The organism is Scytonema sp. HK-05 (assembly GCF_963872035.1).
Taxonomy (GTDB): domain Bacteria; phylum Cyanobacteriota; class Cyanobacteriia; order Cyanobacteriales; family Nostocaceae; genus Kalymmatonema.
Genome location: NZ_CAWMYC010000013.1, coordinates 40,448 through 57,865, shown reverse-complemented (window position 1 = coordinate 57,865; position 17,418 = coordinate 40,448). Strand labels below are relative to the sequence as shown.

The following is a 17,418-nucleotide window of genomic DNA, read 5'->3' as shown; positions in this document are numbered from 1 at the left end:
ATCCACAAAGGAGAAAAAGATGACTGCAACAATTTCATTTGACCGTGTATCTGATGTTTACGATTCTACAAGAGGATTACCACCAGGAATATCTGAACAAGTAACTGACACTATCCTCAACATAGTTTCACCAACATCAGAGACTAAGTTCTTTGAAATTGGTGTGGGTACCGGCAGAATCGCTATTCCGATTGCCAAAAGAGGCTATTCTTACACAGGTATAGATGTCTCAGAAAAGATGTTAGCTGAGTTACACCGCAAGCTAGAAGGTATTTCCCACCGCCTGACAGCCGTCAAAGGAGATGCTACTGCTTTACAGTTTCCTGATAACTCCTTTGATGTCGGGTTGACGGTTCATGTGTTCCATCTGGTTTCTGCTTGGAAGCAAGCACTCTCCGAAATCCGCCGCGTCCTCAAACCTGGTAGTCCTTACCTATATACTCACGGCACTCTCGATTCCATCTCAACAAATCTCAATAACAATCAAGGTAGGCTGACTTTTCAGCAACGTTGGGAAGATATCATTGCTGGTTATGGTTATCCTTTACCCCGTTACGGTGCAACAGAGGAAGAGGTCTTAACAGAACTACGCACCCAAGGTGCAAGTTTAGAAACAGTAATTGCAGCTCAATGGAAGTGGGAATTAACTGTTCAAAAATTACTAGAACACTATCAAAACAGAGTCTATCGTCATAGTTGGCATCTCAGTGATGATGTCTTTGCCAAAGCCTTTGATGATTTACGCGCATGGGCTTTAGAACACTACGGTTCTCTAGACTATGACTTATCTAGTGAAACCAAATTCAAAATTGTTGTAGTGCGAAATTGGGCATAATACCGAATAATGCAACATTTTAGTCTTGCCACGCCACTACGATTCTTCCCTTTAACCTTTCCCCAGTCCTCAATCCCCAATCCCTTCATCCTGAGAAAGCGACATGACAACAACGACTGACCCTGATATCGCCGCTCGCGAGGCGCTGCGCCTACTCGGTTCCGATCCCGAGAACTGGGTAAGCCATCGCCCAGACATCGATCACAATGTCACGATAGTAGGTGGTAGCGGCAGCGGTAGTACCTTTGCATTTGCGCTACGGCGTGCTGGCATCGGTCGCGTGACGGTGATCGACGCAGCCGACGACGAGGCTCATGCTGGTGTGTGGCTGACGCGAGCGCGGATGAAAAAGCTCCGCACACCGAAGAACCTACCCGGTCCTGAATTAGGCATCCCAGAACTGTCATTCCAAGCCTGGTACGAAGCGCGGCACGGTGCTGAAGCCTACGCGGCGATCGACCGCATTCCACGAGTGACCTGGGCTGAGTACCTCAGCTGGTATCGGCAGTTTCTCGGTATCTCAGTTCGTTACCGGACGAAGTTGGTGCGAATTGAGCCAGAGTCAGGTTTCTTTCGCTTGCACCTTGAAGTGAACGGTGTCCCGCAGGTGGAGACCACGCGTAAGATTATATTCGCCAACGGCGTAGCTGGCACTGGTGGCGCATACATACCACCTGTACTGGCTGACTTACCACGCACGCTGTATGCACATACCGCCGATGCCATAGATTTTGAAGCACTGCGGGGTAAGACTGTGGCGGTGCTAGGTGCGGCGGCTTCAGCTTTCGACGCAGCAGGGGTAGCGCTGGAATCGGGAGCCAAAGCAGTACATTTGTTCGCACGGCGCTCGGCGATCGCATCCCTCCCAGTGATTCGGGTGCGTGGGTATCCTGGTGCTTACTACAACTATCCACAACTACCTGATGCAGCTCGCTGGTTCCAGGCTTGGCGCTTTCGGCAGGTAGGCTCCACACCACCACCGGACGCAATTGAGCGAGCGATCGCCTTCTCCAACTTCCATCTGCACCTGTCTGCACCTTGGAAATTGGCGCAGGAAAAGGGTGGGCGTATCGTTGCCCAGGTGAACGACGATATTTTCGAGTTTGATTTTGCGATCGCTGGCACTGGTTACTTCGTTGACCCAACAAAGCGACCCGAACTAGCCGACTTTGCGCAGCATATCGCACTTTGGCGCGATCGCTACCAACCACCAAGAGACCAGCGCGACGACGATCTGGGGACGCACCCCTACCTCGGCAGTGCCCACGAATACCTAGAGAAAGTACCTGGCACTGCGCCCTACCTGAAAGACATTCACGTATTTAACCCAGCTGGTTTCGTCAGCTTTGGTCTGCCAATTGGTGACGTACCGAGTATCCGCCGTGACGTGCCTGCCATAGTGTCGCGCATTAGCCATGACTTATTTTTCAGCGACTGGGAGCAGCACGAAGCACGCATCACCAGCGACATCACACCAGACTTTGAAGAGTCACTGTACGTCGCCGCAGTGTGGAAACAACCAGCTAAGGCGGCGGTTAGCTAAATGCTCGTAGTAAGGACTTTAGTCCTTGATTATCTAAGCACTAAAGTGCTTACTACGAAATTTTATGACAAGAATACTTTGCCTCATACCCAAATTATTTAGGAGTTACAACTATGCCCGTCCAACACATCAGCAATGGTTCCTTGCCTTATCTTTTCTCACCTGTCTCTGACACTGCCAACAAACCCGCGCCTCTTGTGCTGTTTTTGCACGGAGCGCGGGACCGTGGCAATGATTTAAATGTGTTGCTGAAATGGGGTTTACCTCGTTTCGTGGATGTGTCAACCCCGTTACCTTATGTCTTTGCAGCTCCCCAGCTTTCTGAAGGACAGACTTGGGTAGAGCGAGAATCAGATGTGATTGCTTTACTGGATGAACTGATCGCCTCCCAGCCCATCGATCCATCTCGTGTGATCCTGTCTGGGTTCAGCTTGGGTACGGCTGGGGCTTGGCATATCGCCGCTTCCCATCCTGGACGCTTTGCTGGTTTAGTAGCAGTTTCCGGTCGTGTACCCAAGACATTAGAAGAAACTCAACTAGCTGCGCTCAAGGAAATTCCCATCCAGATATTCCAAGGTGGAAAGGACGAAAAACTGCCGATTGACGATACAGAGTATATTGTCGCTACCTTACGCGGACTTGGAGGGACAGTAGATTTTACAGTGCTACCTGATGGCGATCATTTTATTGCCGATGAAGTATACAGCAACCCGAAATTGCAACAATGGCTGGTTTCACACAGCCGTGGTAAAACTTCTGTAGCTGTCTGAGGCGAAATCTAGCCGTTCTCAATTGAGTGCAATACATTACAGCATTTTTCTGTAAGGTGGGCATTGCTCACTACTATCTCAAATGTCTATTACATAAGCTTTTCTGAGCAATGCCCCGTTCGCGGAGCGTGCGCTTTGCGCTCAGTTCCCGCTTGTTGGGAAACCCCTATGGCTAACGCCACGCCTTAGTAACTGCTTAGTTCTGCGATTTATACCACTTCTGGTTTAAATGAAGTACAAATATATCTGTGTCCATCGGTGTCCATCTGTGGTTCTTATTTCTTCATGTATTGCACTCAATTGAGAAAAGCTAGAGTTCTGCAATGGGCTACGCCCCGCCGGAGGCGATGGCACAGAGTGCCCGCTTCGCGATCGCATTCTATTTAGAAATTTCAACTCTTTCTCAATCAACTAATTTCAATCAATTAGTTTCAATCAACAACATCACCATGACTTTACCAACTACGAATCTCGGTAAAACTGGATTGACTGTTTCGCGCCTTGTTCTCGGCACCATGACCTTTGGATTGCAGACTGACGAAGAAACTTCCACAGCCATCCTCGACACAGCCGCCGATGCTGGTATCAATTTTTTGGATACGGCTGATGTTTATCCACTTGGCGGCGGAATTGCTAATGCTGGACGTACCGAAGAAATTATTGGGCGCTGGCTGAAAGGCAAACGCGAACATTTTATCCTAGCTACCAAGGCTGTAGGCAAGGTTGGTCCTGCCCCTTGGGATCAGGGTGCTTCGCGCAAACATATTTTAGATGCGATCAATGCTTCCCTCAGACGACTGGGAACCGATTATGTTGATTTGTATCAATTACACTCTGATGATGCCTCAACGCCTCTAGATGAGACTTTAGAAGCACTGGACACGATAGTTCGAGCTGGTAAAGCACGCTACATTGGGGTTTCTAATTTCTTAGCTTACCGACTCAGCCGCGCTTTAGGTCGGGCCGATGTTCGCAATCTGACTCGCTTTGTCTCGGTTCAGCCCCGCTACAATTTGTTATTCCGCGAAATTGAGCGAGAACTGTTGCCCCTAGCGAAAGAAGAAGGGCTTGGTGTCATTCCCTACAATCCCTTGGCGGGTGGTCTACTCACTGGTAAACACAATCTTGCTCAAGGACCCACCGCAGGAACTCGTTTTACCTTGGGTGCAGCCGCAGAACGTTATCAAGAACGTTATTGGCACGATCGCGAGTTTGATACTGTTGAGGAATTACGCACAGTAGCAGATTTGGCTGGATTGTCACTCACCACTCTAGCGGTAGCTTGGGTGCTCGCTAATCCGATTATCACTGCCCCGATTATTGGCGCTAGCCGTCCAGAACAACTTGCTGACACCCTAAAGGCAGTGGAAGTAAAACTCGATGACAGTTTAAAACAAAAGCTAGACGACATCACTGCCGAATACCGAAAGGGAGATTCTGTACGTTAGCAGCAATTATGATGATTTGATTTAACATCACCGGACGGTTGATCCAGGCGTCTACTCGCGTGTTGTGCGGTTTTATATTATCGGTGAGGCAAGTACTCCAAAGAGATCTGTGAGTGTTGAAAGCTAGTTGGTATCAGTCGTTTTTGTCGTGACCTTATGATCAAAGCTGTGTTGTTTGACCTTGACGATACTCTAATCGATCATGATTCCGCAATCAGAGATGCAACGGGTGCTTTATTTGATCAGGTCTTGCCTAATCGAGAAGAAGAGCGCACAGCATTTACAGAAAGGTGGATCTTATTAAACCGAGAGTGGTACAAGAAGTTTTTTGCTCAGCAGGTCACGTTTCAAGAATCAGGGCGAGGAAAACTGCGAGAAGCATTTTCAATGTATGGTTATCGATTTGAGGATACAGAAGTCGATATTTTATTGGCAGAATATTGGGAATGTTACATCAGTCGATGTCAAGTTTTTGATGATGTCACTGAATGCTTTGCAAAACTACAAGACTATAAAATTGGGGTAGTTACAAATGGGCAAGAAACACAGCAAATTGAAAAGCTACAAAGGTGCGGCATTTTGCCTTTTCTAGACATTGTTGTTATTTCCGAAAAGGCGAGAGTTGCCAAACCTGAATCTGAAATATTCCTCCAAGCTTGTAGCCAACTGGAAGTACAGACACAGGAGAGTCTTTTTGTCGGCGACAATCTTGAACTGGATGCGATTGCAGCCAAGCAGGCTGGAATGGTTGGGATCTGGCTTGATCGGTATGGTGTCAATTTGGAGGATATTCCTCCAAGAGTGGAACGCATTAGCAGACTTACTGAAATCAGTGAAATACTGGGAGATTGTGATGATGTTAGGGAGAAGCTGAAGTGATACGACGCGATCGCCGTTTTTTAATCAAAAGTCCTCGTTCATCTCAACCGTTCCAACGTGCTGCTAGTGCGCCAGACTTACCAGCGACTCCATTCAGGTTCATTTGCTATTTCGTTAACCAGTTCCGCTGGTGGTATGTGGCAATGGTGATCCTGGAGGTAGTACACGCAACTTGTGGCATTATGTTACCGTATGCCATTGGTGAGATCATCAGGAGCGTGACGCGAGGGGCGGGCGACAGCAAGCACATTTTTGATGCCGTGAGGCAACCCCTGATGCTGTTCACCGCCTTGAGTGTGGGTGAAGTGGTATTCGGGCGCTCGTCTGGACTCTTACAGACTATCCGCCACCCAATCCACCGACAGCACATCGTCCGGTCTCTATATGCTTACTTGCAGCACCATTCCCATCGCTACCTGAGTAGTAGTTTTGCTGGGGCTTTAGCACATCGGATTAGCGAAACTTCTCTGGGTGTAACCCAAACGATGCAAATGATGATTACTGAATTTATGCCAGTCATCATCGTGTATACTGTTAGTACAATATTACTGTATCGCGCCTATCCTCCGCTTGCTGCACTCGTGGGGGTGTGGGCAGTTCTCTTCATCAGTATTTCGTTCTGGCTGGCAACTCGCTGCCGAATTTACTCCCGCAAAGCTGCAGCCGCAAGAAGTGAGACAACTGGTATCATCGTAGATGCAGTCACAAATCTCACCAGTAGCCGACTATTTGCTCGTCTGGGTTTTGAACGACGCTATTTGAATGAGCAATTAAGGGGCGAACTCAAACAGGTGAGAAAGTCCAACTGGTACTCGGAGCGAATCCGCTGGTTTCAGTTTATCTCAGCAGCCGTTCTAAAAATTGGCACCCTGTATTACTCGCTCTCCCTCTGGAGTCAAGGAAAGATCGCTACTGCTGACTTTGTGGTAGCAACTAGTTTGTCGCTGTTGATCATCAGTGAAGCCCGCAATTTAAGTAAACGCTTTCTAGAATTCTTTGAACATATCGGCAATGTCGCCAATGGTGTCTTCACCATTGTTCAACCCCACGAGTTGATTGATCGGGATCAAGCGATCGCCCACCCAATCACCCAAGGACGCATTGAGTTTCGGCGAGTAAATTTTAACTACTCACCTGAGAAAAAAGTATTCCATAACCTTTGTGTCACCATCCCACCGGGACAGCGTGTGGGGCTGGTGGGCTTTTCCGGCTCTGGAAAATCCACTTTTGTCAATTTGATTTTGCGTTTGTTCGATCCCCAATCTGGACAGATTCTTATTGATGGGGTGGATATTCGAGATATGACTCAGGATGCCCTCCACGCCCAAATCAGCTTGATTCCCCAAGATCCGTCTCTATTCCATCGCACGTTACTGGAAAATATTCGTTACGGGCGACTGGAAGCAAGCGATGAGGAAGTGATGGAAGCAGCACGTAAGGCTTACGCTCACGATTTTATCGTGCCAATGAGTGAGGGTTATCATTCTCTGGTCGGCGAACGCGGTGTTAAGCTGTCCGGTGGGCAGAGGCAACGCATTGCGATCGCACGAGTAATCCTCAAAGATGCACCAATCTTGATCTTAGATGAAGCCACCTCCAGCCTTGATTCCATCACCGAAAAAGCGATCCAAGATACCCTAGATTTAGCGATGCATGGAAAAACGGTGATTGTAGTAGCTCATCGCTTGTCCACCATCGCGCATCTAGACCGCATTTTGGTGTTTGACCAAGGTCGCATTGTTGAAGATGGTACCCACACTAAACTCCTGGCACGCAAAGGTGCTTACTACAGGTTATGGAAAATGCAGGCAGGTGGATTTTTGCCACAAGAAGCCGCTCAAAGTAGCAAAGTATGAACTTGACTGCCAACTAAGGAGGAAAAGGAATTGCTTACAGCCTATAGCGACACTGAACTACAATTAACTGCTGACGTGCTAGTAATTGGTGGTGGTCCTGCTGCCGCATGGGCAGCATGGGCAGCCGCAGCCCAAGGTGTCAAAGTCATCATTGTTGATAAAGGTTTTCTGGGTACGAGCGGTGCAGCTGCTGCCAGTGGCAATGGTATCATGGCACCTTCTCCAGAGAATTGGGACAAAGTTTTATCGGAGCGTTATCGCCTAGGAAACAACCTCGCTAACTTACGTTGGATCGAACGTGTGATCGAAAAAACTTGGCTGAGTTTGCCCCTAATGGAAGATTGGGGCTATCGTTTCCCCAAAGAAAATGGGGAATCTGTGCGCCAGAGTTATTACGGCCCGGAATATATGCGGGTACTTCGCAAACACCTGTTGCGTGTTGGTGTGCAAATTCTCGACCAAAGCCCGGCTCTAGAACTGTTATTAGCCGAGGACGGCTCTGTGGCTGGAGCTAGAGGTGTGCAGCGGCAAAATCATCGTACCTATACTGTTCGTGCTGGTGCAGTAGTCCTGGCGAATGGCGGTTGTGCATTCTTGAGTAAAGCATTAGGTTGCAATACCAATACAGGCGATGGACTGCTGATGGCGGTGGAAGCTGGCGGCGAACTCTCCAGTATGGAAGCTTCTAACCACTATGCCATCTCGACCGCTTTTAATGCTACAGTCACAAGGGGTGTTCCTTTTGGCTGGGCTAGTTACACCGATGAAGCAGGTAACGATTTAGGTGGCTATATCAATGGTCGTCGCGATCCCGCATTCCTTCCCAATGCCCTCTTAAAAGGCCCCGTTTATGCTCGTTTGGATCGAGCTACACCTCAAGTCAAAGCAGTGATTGAAAAGTCTCATTTCATCGCCTTTCTACCCTATAAAAAAGCTGGCATTGATCCTTATACAGAACGAGTACCTGTAACACTGGTTTTAGAAGGTACAGTCCGTGGTACAGGTGGAATTCGGATTGTGAATGATAGTTGCGGTACAAAGGTTCCTGGACTCTACGCTGCAGGTGATGCTGCATCGCGGGAGTTTTTAGCTGGTTTAGCTTCTGGGGGTGGTGGTCCTAATGCCGCCTGGGCAATCTCCACAGGACAATGGGCAGGGGAAGGTGCAGCCGCCTTTGCCAAGAGTCTGGGCGCTCATGCCCATGAACGGGTTGTGCGTCCAGCAGGTCAAGCTGGATTGCGATCGCACTCCTCCGCTTCCGAAACATTCGATAGCGAGGGAGTTGTGCGCGGTGTACAAGCCGAGATGTTCCCATTGGAGAAGAATTACTTGCGCTGTGAGCAGAGACTTTTGGATTCCCTCGCCAAATTAGAAACGCTGTGGCAGCAAGTACAAGGCAACCCGAAACAAGATACAGTGCGCGATGTGGAATTTTCTCGTCGAGCGGCAGCTCTTGTGGCTGTAGCACGATGGGCATATTTTAGCGCTTTACATCGCACAGAAACGCGCAGCGAACATATTCGCGTGGACTATCCCGAAACCGATCCAAATCAGCTTTATTACCAAGCAACAGGCGGCTTAGAAAGGCTTTGGGTGAGACGGGATTGGGTGAAGGATGCCAGCCCTACACCACCAGTATTAACTACTCAAACCACAGCCTCGGTATCAAAGTTGTAGCAGGAGCAGTATCATGATCGAGATTGTCAGCCATAAACTCTGTATTAATTGCAATGTTTGCGTTCAAGTATGCCCTACCAATGTCTTTGATGCAGTTCCCAACCAACCGCCTGCGATCGCCCGACAACAAGACTGCCAAACTTGTTTCATGTGTGAGGCATATTGTCCTGCGGATGCGCTCTATGTTGCGCCGCAATCTCATACCAATGTTGCAGTCAACGAGGATGATTTAATTGACAGTGGCATTATGGGTGAATATCGTCGCATTTTGGGTTGGGGATATGGCAGAAAAAACAATAGTGAATTAGATACTGCTCATAAACTGCGCCAACTGCCGCGCCCCTATCAAAGTTAAAGCATTCGACTGTACGGAAAAGGCAAAAGGTAAGGGATAAAAGACCTTTACCCCTTACCTTTTACCCCGTCAAGTTCTCTTGGCAGGGTACTACATACTTTTCATTAGTGATACTGATACTGAGTTGCGATTCCTGAGGGTAAGAATGCATCTTCTAAATCAGCCCCTAGCAGGTTTGCCCCTTCTATGTTCGCTGTTGTGAGATTTGTTTTTTGTAAATCTGCCTTCTGTAGGTTTGCCCCAGATAGATTTGCTCCTTGCAAATTAGCCCCCTCTAAATCTGCATCATATAAGTTTGCTCCTTGTAGATTTACTCCAGAGAGGTTTGCTTTGCTTAAATCTACTCCTTGCAAATTAGCTGTCTGTAGGTTAGTTCCCTCTAAATTCGCCTTTTCTAATTCTGCTTTTTGTAAGTTTGCACCTTCCAAATTAGCTCCCAGCAGGTTTACTCTTTCTAGTTGTGCTTCAGCCAGGTTGCATCCAACACATTCATTAGTTGTTAATAAACGTCTAACATTTGCTGCTACAGGATCTACGAAGAATGTTGTTGGAGGTGTTGCTGGAGCTGGAGATACTACAGGAGCAGGTGCGGATTCTGTAGGTGCAGGTAGTGTTTCTGATTGAGCTAAGGCGTTGGGCTGGTTAAGCAAAGAAAATCCCGCTACTAGTACAAGAAATACAGCAGTGACAATCCAGGAAGTTAGTTTTTTTGAATTTGGTTTGTTCATTAGTTTATTCCTCTCAAACTTGGTAATCTTTTTTATCTGCTTTTAGTTCACCTTAATTTCAAGATAGAACCAATCAAACTCTCAAAGCAAATATTATTATTGTTCCTAACAATAATAATATTTATGGTTTTCTTTTAGTCAGTAATTTAGCCTGCAAACGGATGATATTCTCTTGCCTTTTAAAAGAGCTTTTTGAATTTTTGTTTGTAATTCTGCAATTATGCTTGTGAATTAAAAAAAATACTATATTTAATGATTTTCTAACCTGTCTCGATTCACCCAACGATTAACGAAGTCGTTGTTGTGTTTCCGTACCCTAACTTGTACTTGCTTTGAGCCTAGCTTGACTACTTCGGCAGGAATTCTCTGGACATTGTCAGAATCAGCGCGAGCTTTATAAAGCCAAACTACTTTTTGACCTACGAAGTAGTCAGGATGTTTACTTAAGTGCGGTGCTTCATCTGCCCATGCGCTTAAAGGACTTACTAGATTGATTAAAAGCATTAAGACGACTAAAGCGATTTGGAAAAGTTTCATCGATTCGTTGCAAATTAACTTTGAAGGTTCTTTAAAACTTGGCTTTTCTCCCCAATCTGTTAATCCAGTGCTAGGGGGAGGTCGCCAGAAGTGAGGAATAATCAGTACTAGAGGTAGAAGAGCAATTTTTTCTTCATGGAACAATGGTAGCAAGTTTTCAACTAAAGCGCGATCTGCGCGGAGCGCAGCAACGAAGCTATCGCCTGACATCTAATGGAAAAGCATTGCTAGACTGGGAACAAGTTGGAAAGTACCGCTTTTCATCATTATCGAGAATCCCAGCCAGATTAACACAAATGGGAAGATTTTTCGACCATAGCGAGCCATAAGCGGAGCCATGAGAGGATTACGAGTCAGATTATAAGAGAGCAAGCACCACACTCCAACAGTGAAATAGCAAACGCACAAAATCACTCCTAAACTTGGCAAATTAGTAGTAGCAAACAATGGCACATAGATACCAATGTTATTTCCTCCATTGGCAATAGTTACTGCCGAAACGCGGTAAGTTTGAGGATCGCGCAGAGTCGCAAATAATGATTTCTTATGACGTCTAGATTTGACTGTATGACGGAAGTCAACTGACACATCTTGGATTGTATCGCCATCATCATCTCGACTCATGAGATTGCTGATACCAATTACAATTGGTAGAATGCCTAGCAATCCAATCCAAGCTTCTGGAAGAACTAAACCGCCGAAAAAACCAGGGAGACTAGCAAGTACTAGCGCGGTAAATCCAACAAATTCGCCAATGATAATGTGCTTAGGACGAAAGACATGATTGACTTTTCCAAAAAAAGCCGTCAAGTAAATATTGTCGTCAAAGGTAGTTGCAAAAGCGGCAGAAATGCCAAGAATTAAAGTACTAACTAGCCAACTCATAGTTTTTGTTCACAAAGGTTCATAATGACTTCTTTAATCCTTCTCCGCTTCTAGAAGTGAAGGCAGTTTAGGAGATAGTTGAATTGCTTTTCTTTCGATGCGATCGCAAGGCGCGCCCTATGCCCCAACAAAGCTCCGCTTTGTTGCCTCGAATCGGAGATTCGAGGGAAGGGTTTCTGAAAGAAACCCTTCGGGCATATACGGGCGATCGCTATTATCAAATTTGAGATTTTTTTCTTAACAACTTAGCTTGTTCTCAATATTATGGTTTCACCCAGATAAGAGCAAACATTCTTTTTTTTTTTAATAATAAACAGAATTTATGAGATAAGTACTAATAATCGTTAAGAAGAGCAGATAATTACCAAAATAAGTCCAAATGACTAGAGGAAAAATTAGTCACAGACGACCTATCTGACTTTTGACATGGTGTAGAAATAGCGATTCACCACAAAGATACCGTATATAAGGGAGAATAATTTTTAATTATGAAAGCTACTAGATGGTGAGTGTCTCTGACTCCAAACCATCAGCACGGCTTATGCAGAATCGCGGAAAGCATCTCTAAACTCTACGAATGAACTACCCTGCCGCTCCCGGCGGACGGGGTTTCGCCCGGTTCCGCCGCGCTGCTGAATTTTTGTCTCTTCATCTGCCCAAGTTGCTTCATAGATCCAGTATTCTTTCGTTTACCAGTCTTTGAAGTAGAGCTTAGTACATGATTTCATAAGTTCATAGCGAAAACTCGAACGAAGACTCTGTATACCTTTGTCTTGAAAAGTTTCCTAGGTCGGGAAACCCCTATGGCTAACGCCACGCCTTACGGCGAACGGGTATCTCCTATGCCTGCGGCACGCCAAGGGCGAACGGAGACGCTACGCGTTGGCGGAGCCTGCGCTTTGCGCTTACGCCAGTTGCTGTGAGTTCGGGAAACCGACGCCCTTCGGGTATGCCTTCGGCACACCTTCGGTGAACGCCAGTTCCCGGGGCGCGGGAAACCCGCCTAAGCCCTTCGGGCACGCTGTCTCCTGCGGAGAGGCTTCGCCAACGCGAACAGGACTGGACTCACCAGTCACCTGGGCGTGGGAAACCCTTTCGGCAGAGCCGGCACGAGGGAAACCCTCCTGCAGCGCTGCCTCACTGCAGTGCTGGCTCCTCCTGCAGCACTGGTCTCACCTCCTGCAGAACTTTTCGCTGCGTTGACCTCAGCGCTCCTCAGCGTTCAAAAACGTTACGAATTAATGAAATGCTGTACTTAGACATCCAAGACTATCGAGGCCGGTTCCCAACCCCGGTTGTTGATTAGTCACAACGTTGTACATTACCCGAAGCGCTACCCACATCACGCGGTATTTCAAATCCACAATCTGAGCATACATGGTGACGATTTGATAGCGTTGCCCCCACCAACTTCAAATAACAGGGTAGCAGAACGTAGCGCTAGGTCATCAACAATCAATTTGGCTTTGGATGCACTTAAAGAAGCTGCTAGTGCTGCTGCTGTTTCCGCGTCTTCACCCTGGGCTTTGGCAGCAGGGAGGCGATCGCATTCCGCAGCCCCAGCAGCGATAAAATCGAAAAGCTGCTGGAGTTCCGGCGAGTGGACTGTGACAGGAGCTGAAAACTGGAAGGTGGAATCTGCAACTTTCTCAGGAGTCTTAATCATTGTTTCTCTCTCTGATATTTTGGGAATGGGCGCATCTAGCTTACAGAGGCGTTTGTGGTCTCAAAGAAGCGGTTACCAGGGCGCGCCAGTCCAAGATTTTCGCGCAGCGTCTTCCCCTCATACTCTTTGCGGAAGATCCCACGCCGTTGAAGTTCTGGCACAACCTTGTCTACAAAATCGTTCAGCCCTTCAGGAACAAAAGGGAACATGACGTTGAAACCGTCAGATCCTTCCTCGGTCAGCCATTGCTCCATGTCATCGGCAATCGTTTGGGGCGTACCGACAAACGCCAGTCCGCTGTAACTGCCAATGCGTTGAGCCAGCTGTCGAATGGTCAGTTTCTCGCGTTGCGCCAGCGCTATCACTCGTTCTCGCGCGCTCTTGCTGGCGTTGGTTTGCGGGATTTCTGGCAAAGGGCCGTCCGGATCGAAACCCGAAACATCGTAGCCAAGGGCGCTATTCAAGCTGGCGATCCCACTGTCATAGTGTACTAAGCTGTCCAAATGTTTACGCTTGGCGATCGCTACTTCCACAGTTTCGGCCACAATCACCAAAGCACCTGGAAGAATTTTGATGCTTTCTGGGTCACGTCCAATCGCCCGCGCCCGTCCCTTAATGTCAGCAAATAAAGCTTTACCTGCCTCCAGATTACCAGCAGGTGCAAACACGACCTCGGCGGTTTCGGCGGCTAATTGTCGTCCTGCATCGGATGCGCCCGCCTGGACGATTACCGGCCAACCCTGGACAGGTCTGGCGATGTTCAATGGCCCCTGCACCGAGAGATGTTTTCCCTTATGACCCAGAACGTGAATTTTTGCAGGATCGAAATAAATCCCTGATTCCACGTCCCGGATGAACGCATCGTCCGCGAAGGAATCCCAAAGACCCGTTACGACATCATAGAATTCTCTAGCCCGCACGTAGCGTTCGTCATGCTCAACTTCCTCTTCCAAGCCGAAGTTAAGCGCTGCATCTGGATTTGATGTGGTAACGATATTCCAGCCAGCGCGACCGCCGCTGATATGGTCAAGAGACGCAAAACGGCGAGCGATGTGGTAAGGCTGGTCATATGTGGTGGAAGCGGTAGCTACCAGCCCGATGTGTTCGGTGACGCTGGCGAGGGCAGAAAGTAGGGTGAAAGGCTCAAAGGAGGTGACAGTGTGGCTGCGCTTGAGCGCGTTGATTGGCATATTAAGCACCGCTAAGTGATCGGCCATGAAGAATGCGTCAAATTTGCCCTGTTCTAGTTTCTGGATGAATCGTTTTAGCGCCGGGAAGTTGAAATTGGCATCAGGCAAAGCCCCAGGATAGCGCCAAGCGCCTGTGTGTATCGCGACCGGGCGCATGAACGCACCCAGTTTCAATTGCTTCGCTCCGCTCATTAGCCCTCCGTATCATGTTTATAATGCAGGGGCGATCGTCCCCTTGAAGTAGTTGTTAATATAATCCTTCAACTGGGGATCGACAACCAATTGATTCAGTTTTTGGATGTTGGGGTCATTTGCTTTTGATTGCACAGTTGCTAAGAAGGATTGCATATTTTTTGAAAATATCTTCAGAGACAGTATTTCGAGACCCGACTTTGAGTCGTGCTGTCTTAGTTAACTGGTTGACGGCTTGACTGGTTGCTTGACTAGTCGATGAGTTCTGCTTTGGTGTACAACTGGCGAAAGAACGGATGCGATTGCCCAAGGGGTAGTGGCGGAGCCAATCGCTGGGAACTAAGTAATACAGTGGATTGCAGGTTTCTGAGGTACAATAACAACAGTTTGTAAACCAGCTTTTAAAATGGTTAGGATTGACCAAATCGAGTGCAGTTGGAATCAGATCAGTACTTTAGACCCACTAATTGTTGTGTATCCTGACGATTTTGTTCAATGTACGCAGATATAGAACTCATATTCTTGTTGTTATAAAAGATTATTGATTTTTATTTTAGTTGACTTTTTTATATTTCGGAGATGTCTAAAGTAATTGGCAAAAGCTAAGAACTGCTCGTCAGTTAATGTCTGGTTTTTGAAGATGAGAAGATGGCGATGTCTACGGCAAGCCGCTGAGTCCCAAGGGGACACGCGCAAGGGACGCGTCTACGCGCCATACTTGCTTCAGTTGTAAAATCACCTCTGGATCTACAGAACGACTGACATCAATTCCGGTAATTACCGCACCTAGAGCCGCGTCGGTGGGTGTAATATCAATCCGGCTGGCTGTGAGTGTCATGATTTGGTCTCTTTAGATTTAGGGCTATGACGATCAACTGGTCATGCCAAGTTACCCTTGTAGAGCAACAAGGGTTAATGTCTGCGTTCATAAGTACTGAGTAGTTTTTAATTTACTCAGCACTTATGGCTCAGAACTCAGTTTGATGAAAGTACTGGTTGTGCTTCCTGAGAATTAGCTTTCTGCTTGAAAACACTTGGTACTTCACTACTGAAAGCTTCACCGTGAACCACTTCGGAACGGGAACCATCAACCCCTACTGGGACATCGCCTGTGATGGTGGTGCGATAGAGCAGACGTTCCACATCTAAATGATCCAAATCTTGCGGAGCTAAATGCACGGTGGCGCGATTGTCCCAGAAGGCAATATCACCGTTGTTCCAACGGAAGCGGGTGGTATAGGCAGGTTTGGTGACTTGGTTAAAGAACAATTCTAGCAACAGTCTGCTCTCTTCTGGTGACACATTCACAATGCGGGAGACAAAGCCAGGGTTGACGAACAAAGCACGTTCACCAGTTTCCGGATGAACTCTGACGACTGGGTGAATAGAAACTAGGGGATTAACAGCAATGCGATCGTTGAATTTGCCGTTGCGGGGTTGATAACCGCCTCCATTGAAGCGATGTTCCGCTTTCAATGTATCTGCTAGGGCGCGCAAGGGTGCTGAGAGCCCCTCATAAGCGGCAACAAGATTACTCCACTGGGTATCACCACCAAAGCTAGGGACATTAACGGCGCGTAAAACTGACGCGGCTGGTGGGTTAATGGCCGCAGTTACATCTGTGTGCCAGGGACCGCCAGTACGAAAACCGTACTGCCGTTCATAAAGCTTACGGTCTACAGGTTTAATCTGAGGAAATCGGGGAACTGGTTCCGGCTCTCCCAAAGGATGGGCGAAAGTTACTTCGCCAAAACGAGATGTGAACTCGACCTGGGCAGCATGATCGATGTTCTGATTACGAAAGAAGATAACTTTCCACTTTAATAGCGCTTTGCGAATTTCTTGGACTTGCTCGTCAGAAAGAGGACGGGAAAGGTCTACGCCGCCGATTTCTGCACCGATGAAACCAGCTACTTGTTTAACTTCTATATGTTTGTAGCCCATTAAGATTCTCCAGAGTTTGATCCGTCGGGAGGTGTTCACACTCTCCTATTTCCTAGGGAATTTGCCGTTACCCAATATCTGCCAGCAATATTCCCATGCTGGGAGCATAACTGAGAATATTATACTATATTCCGATAAATTTATCGTAGTATTGGTTGCTAAATAGTAATTTCCTATATTTTGCAGACAAACCATTGCCTATAGTGTTCGATGCCAATACCCAATAGGCAAAAGTGTTACTCCCTTCCCGGTCTAAGATTACCTATAATAATTAACTCTTCTCTCTGTGTCCTCTCTTGCCTCCCTACGGGTATGCCCAGTGGGTACGGCCACGGCTATCGCCGTTAGCGCAGCTCCTTCGGAGGAGGCACGGCACGCTACGCGAACACTAGTTACCTGGCTGTCGGGAAACCCCTATGGCTAACGCCACGCCTTACGGCGAACGGGTATCTCCTATGGCTGCGGCACGCCAAGGGCGAACGGAGACGCTACGCGTTCGCCCTTGGCGTGCGCTTGCGCTTACGCCAGTTGCTGTGAGTTCGGGAAACCGACGCCCTTCGGGTTCGCCAGTTCCCTACGGCGGGAAACCCGCCTAAGCCCTTCGGGCACGCTTCGCGTTAGCGAAGCTCCTCCGCAGGAGGCACAGGACTGGACTCACCAGTCACCTGGGCGTGGGAAACCCTTTCGGCAGAGCCGGCACGAGGGAAACCCTCCAAAGGGCGCTGCCTCACTGCAGTGCTGGCTCCTCCTGCAGCACTGGTCTCACCTCCTGCAGTACTGGTTCACCAGTCGCACAGAATTCAATTCTGAATTCTGGCGACTGACACCTGAGTTCTTTCTGTTAAAAATTAAATAAAAAAAATTCGTAATTGATAATTCCTCATCAGAATTACGAATTACGAATTAAGGATTA

The 17,418-nt window shown here is 47.7% G+C and carries 17 protein-coding genes; 9 read left to right on the top strand and 8 right to left on the bottom strand.

What is annotated here, in order from left to right:
* Positions 1-19 precede the first annotated feature (19 nt).
* From AACT52_RS03335 to AACT52_RS03300, 8 genes are all read left to right on the top strand, one after another.
* Positions 20-835 carry a class I SAM-dependent methyltransferase gene (locus AACT52_RS03335; RefSeq protein ID WP_073629356.1) on the top strand — a complete coding sequence of 272 codons (816 nt, stop codon included), beginning with the start codon at positions 20-22 and terminating at the stop codon, positions 833-835.
* A gap of 103 nt (positions 836-938) precedes the next feature.
* A complete protein-coding gene (locus AACT52_RS03330; protein ID WP_073629354.1) occupies positions 939-2,378 on the top strand; it encodes an NAD(P)-binding domain-containing protein in 1,440 nt (479 codons plus the stop codon).
* Positions 2,379-2,491: 113 nt separating this feature from the next.
* Positions 2,492-3,148 (top strand): carboxylesterase family protein, encoded by a 657-nt coding sequence (locus AACT52_RS03325; protein WP_073629352.1) that lies wholly within the window; start codon positions 2,492-2,494, stop codon positions 3,146-3,148.
* A 449-nt stretch (positions 3,149-3,597) separates the two neighbouring features.
* A complete protein-coding gene (locus tag AACT52_RS03320; RefSeq protein WP_073629428.1) occupies positions 3,598-4,596 on the top strand; it encodes an aldo/keto reductase in 999 nt (332 codons plus the stop codon).
* 156 nt (positions 4,597-4,752) lie between these two features.
* Positions 4,753-5,475 (top strand): HAD family hydrolase, encoded by a 723-nt coding sequence (locus tag AACT52_RS03315; protein WP_073629350.1) that lies wholly within the window; start codon positions 4,753-4,755, stop codon positions 5,473-5,475.
* Positions 5,472-7,331, top strand: coding sequence for an ABC transporter ATP-binding protein (locus AACT52_RS03310; protein WP_233153852.1), 1,860 nt, complete (start codon positions 5,472-5,474; stop codon positions 7,329-7,331). Before AACT52_RS03315 ends, AACT52_RS03310 begins: the two co-directional genes overlap by 4 nt.
* A 30-nt stretch (positions 7,332-7,361) precedes the next feature.
* Positions 7,362-9,008, top strand: a complete 1,647-nt coding sequence (locus tag AACT52_RS03305) for an FAD-dependent oxidoreductase (protein WP_233153851.1) — start codon at positions 7,362-7,364, stop codon at positions 9,006-9,008.
* 13 nt (positions 9,009-9,021) lie between these two features.
* Entirely contained in the window at positions 9,022-9,363 is a 342-nt protein-coding gene (locus AACT52_RS03300) for a 4Fe-4S binding protein (protein WP_073629346.1), read from the top strand.
* A 104-nt stretch (positions 9,364-9,467) separates the two neighbouring features.
* On the opposite strand, the gene AACT52_RS03295 is transcribed toward AACT52_RS03300, so the two are convergent.
* The 8 genes from AACT52_RS03295 to AACT52_RS03260 all read right to left on the bottom strand — a co-directional run bounded on the left by AACT52_RS03295 (position 9,468) and on the right by AACT52_RS03260 (position 16,505).
* Positions 9,468-10,091, bottom strand: coding sequence for a pentapeptide repeat-containing protein (locus tag AACT52_RS03295; RefSeq protein WP_073629344.1), 624 nt, complete (start codon positions 10,089-10,091; stop codon positions 9,468-9,470).
* A gap of 249 nt (positions 10,092-10,340) precedes the next feature.
* A complete protein-coding gene (locus tag AACT52_RS03290) occupies positions 10,341-10,838 on the bottom strand; it encodes a hypothetical protein (RefSeq protein WP_233153850.1) in 498 nt (165 codons plus the stop codon).
* Positions 10,839-11,513, bottom strand: coding sequence for a cadmium resistance transporter (locus AACT52_RS03285; RefSeq protein WP_073629342.1), 675 nt, complete (start codon positions 11,511-11,513; stop codon positions 10,839-10,841). It lies immediately after the preceding gene.
* 1,354 nt (positions 11,514-12,867) lie between these two features.
* Positions 12,868-13,179 carry a hypothetical protein gene (locus AACT52_RS03280; protein WP_073629340.1) on the bottom strand — a complete coding sequence of 104 codons (312 nt, stop codon included), beginning with the start codon at positions 13,177-13,179 and terminating at the stop codon, positions 12,868-12,870.
* A gap of 35 nt (positions 13,180-13,214) precedes the next feature.
* A complete protein-coding gene (locus tag AACT52_RS03275; protein WP_073629338.1) occupies positions 13,215-14,561 on the bottom strand; it encodes an LLM class flavin-dependent oxidoreductase in 1,347 nt (448 codons plus the stop codon).
* 18 nt (positions 14,562-14,579) lie between these two features.
* The gene (locus tag AACT52_RS03270; RefSeq protein ID WP_158054551.1) at positions 14,580-14,717 is read right to left on the bottom strand and encodes a hypothetical protein; all 138 of its coding nucleotides are present in this window, start codon (positions 14,715-14,717) and stop codon (positions 14,580-14,582) included.
* Positions 14,718-15,219: 502 nt separating this feature from the next.
* The gene (locus AACT52_RS03265; RefSeq protein ID WP_073629334.1) at positions 15,220-15,399 is read right to left on the bottom strand and encodes a hypothetical protein; all 180 of its coding nucleotides are present in this window, start codon (positions 15,397-15,399) and stop codon (positions 15,220-15,222) included.
* Positions 15,400-15,536: 137 nt separating this feature from the next.
* Entirely contained in the window at positions 15,537-16,505 is a 969-nt protein-coding gene (locus tag AACT52_RS03260) for a TauD/TfdA dioxygenase family protein (RefSeq protein WP_073629332.1), read from the bottom strand.
* Positions 16,506-16,921: 416 nt separating this feature from the next.
* Between AACT52_RS03260 and AACT52_RS03255 the strand changes: the two genes are divergently transcribed.
* Positions 16,922-17,101, top strand: coding sequence for a hypothetical protein (locus tag AACT52_RS03255; RefSeq protein WP_143172734.1), 180 nt, complete (start codon positions 16,922-16,924; stop codon positions 17,099-17,101).
* Positions 17,102-17,418 lie beyond the last annotated feature (317 nt).

Excerpts from the sequence above, each read along its gene's own strand:
- AACT52_RS03335 (WP_073629356.1), top strand. The coding sequence starts at position 20 with ATGACTGCAACAATTTCATTTGACCGTGTATCTGATGTTTACGATTCT.
- AACT52_RS03330 (WP_073629354.1), top strand. The coding sequence starts at position 939 with ATGACAACAACGACTGACCCTGATATCGCCGCTCGCGAGGCGCTGCGC.
- AACT52_RS03325 (WP_073629352.1), top strand. The coding sequence starts at position 2,492 with ATGCCCGTCCAACACATCAGCAATGGTTCCTTGCCTTATCTTTTCTCA.
- AACT52_RS03320 (WP_073629428.1), top strand. The coding sequence starts at position 3,598 with ATGACTTTACCAACTACGAATCTCGGTAAAACTGGATTGACTGTTTCG.
- AACT52_RS03315 (WP_073629350.1), top strand. The coding sequence starts at position 4,753 with ATGATCAAAGCTGTGTTGTTTGACCTTGACGATACTCTAATCGATCAT.
- AACT52_RS03300 (WP_073629346.1), top strand. The coding sequence starts at position 9,022 with ATGATCGAGATTGTCAGCCATAAACTCTGTATTAATTGCAATGTTTGC.
- AACT52_RS03295 (WP_073629344.1), bottom strand. The coding sequence starts at position 10,091 with ATGAACAAACCAAATTCAAAAAAACTAACTTCCTGGATTGTCACTGCT.
- AACT52_RS03290 (WP_233153850.1), bottom strand. The coding sequence starts at position 10,838 with ATGTCAGGCGATAGCTTCGTTGCTGCGCTCCGCGCAGATCGCGCTTTA.
- AACT52_RS03285 (WP_073629342.1), bottom strand. The coding sequence starts at position 11,513 with ATGAGTTGGCTAGTTAGTACTTTAATTCTTGGCATTTCTGCCGCTTTT.
- AACT52_RS03280 (WP_073629340.1), bottom strand. The coding sequence starts at position 13,179 with ATGATTAAGACTCCTGAGAAAGTTGCAGATTCCACCTTCCAGTTTTCA.
- AACT52_RS03275 (WP_073629338.1), bottom strand. The coding sequence starts at position 14,561 with ATGAGCGGAGCGAAGCAATTGAAACTGGGTGCGTTCATGCGCCCGGTC.
- AACT52_RS03270 (WP_158054551.1), bottom strand. The coding sequence starts at position 14,717 with ATGCAATCCTTCTTAGCAACTGTGCAATCAAAAGCAAATGACCCCAAC.
- AACT52_RS03265 (WP_073629334.1), bottom strand. The coding sequence starts at position 15,399 with ATGACACTCACAGCCAGCCGGATTGATATTACACCCACCGACGCGGCT.
- AACT52_RS03260 (WP_073629332.1), bottom strand. The coding sequence starts at position 16,505 with ATGGGCTACAAACATATAGAAGTTAAACAAGTAGCTGGTTTCATCGGT.
- AACT52_RS03255 (WP_143172734.1), top strand. The coding sequence starts at position 16,922 with ATGGCTAACGCCACGCCTTACGGCGAACGGGTATCTCCTATGGCTGCG.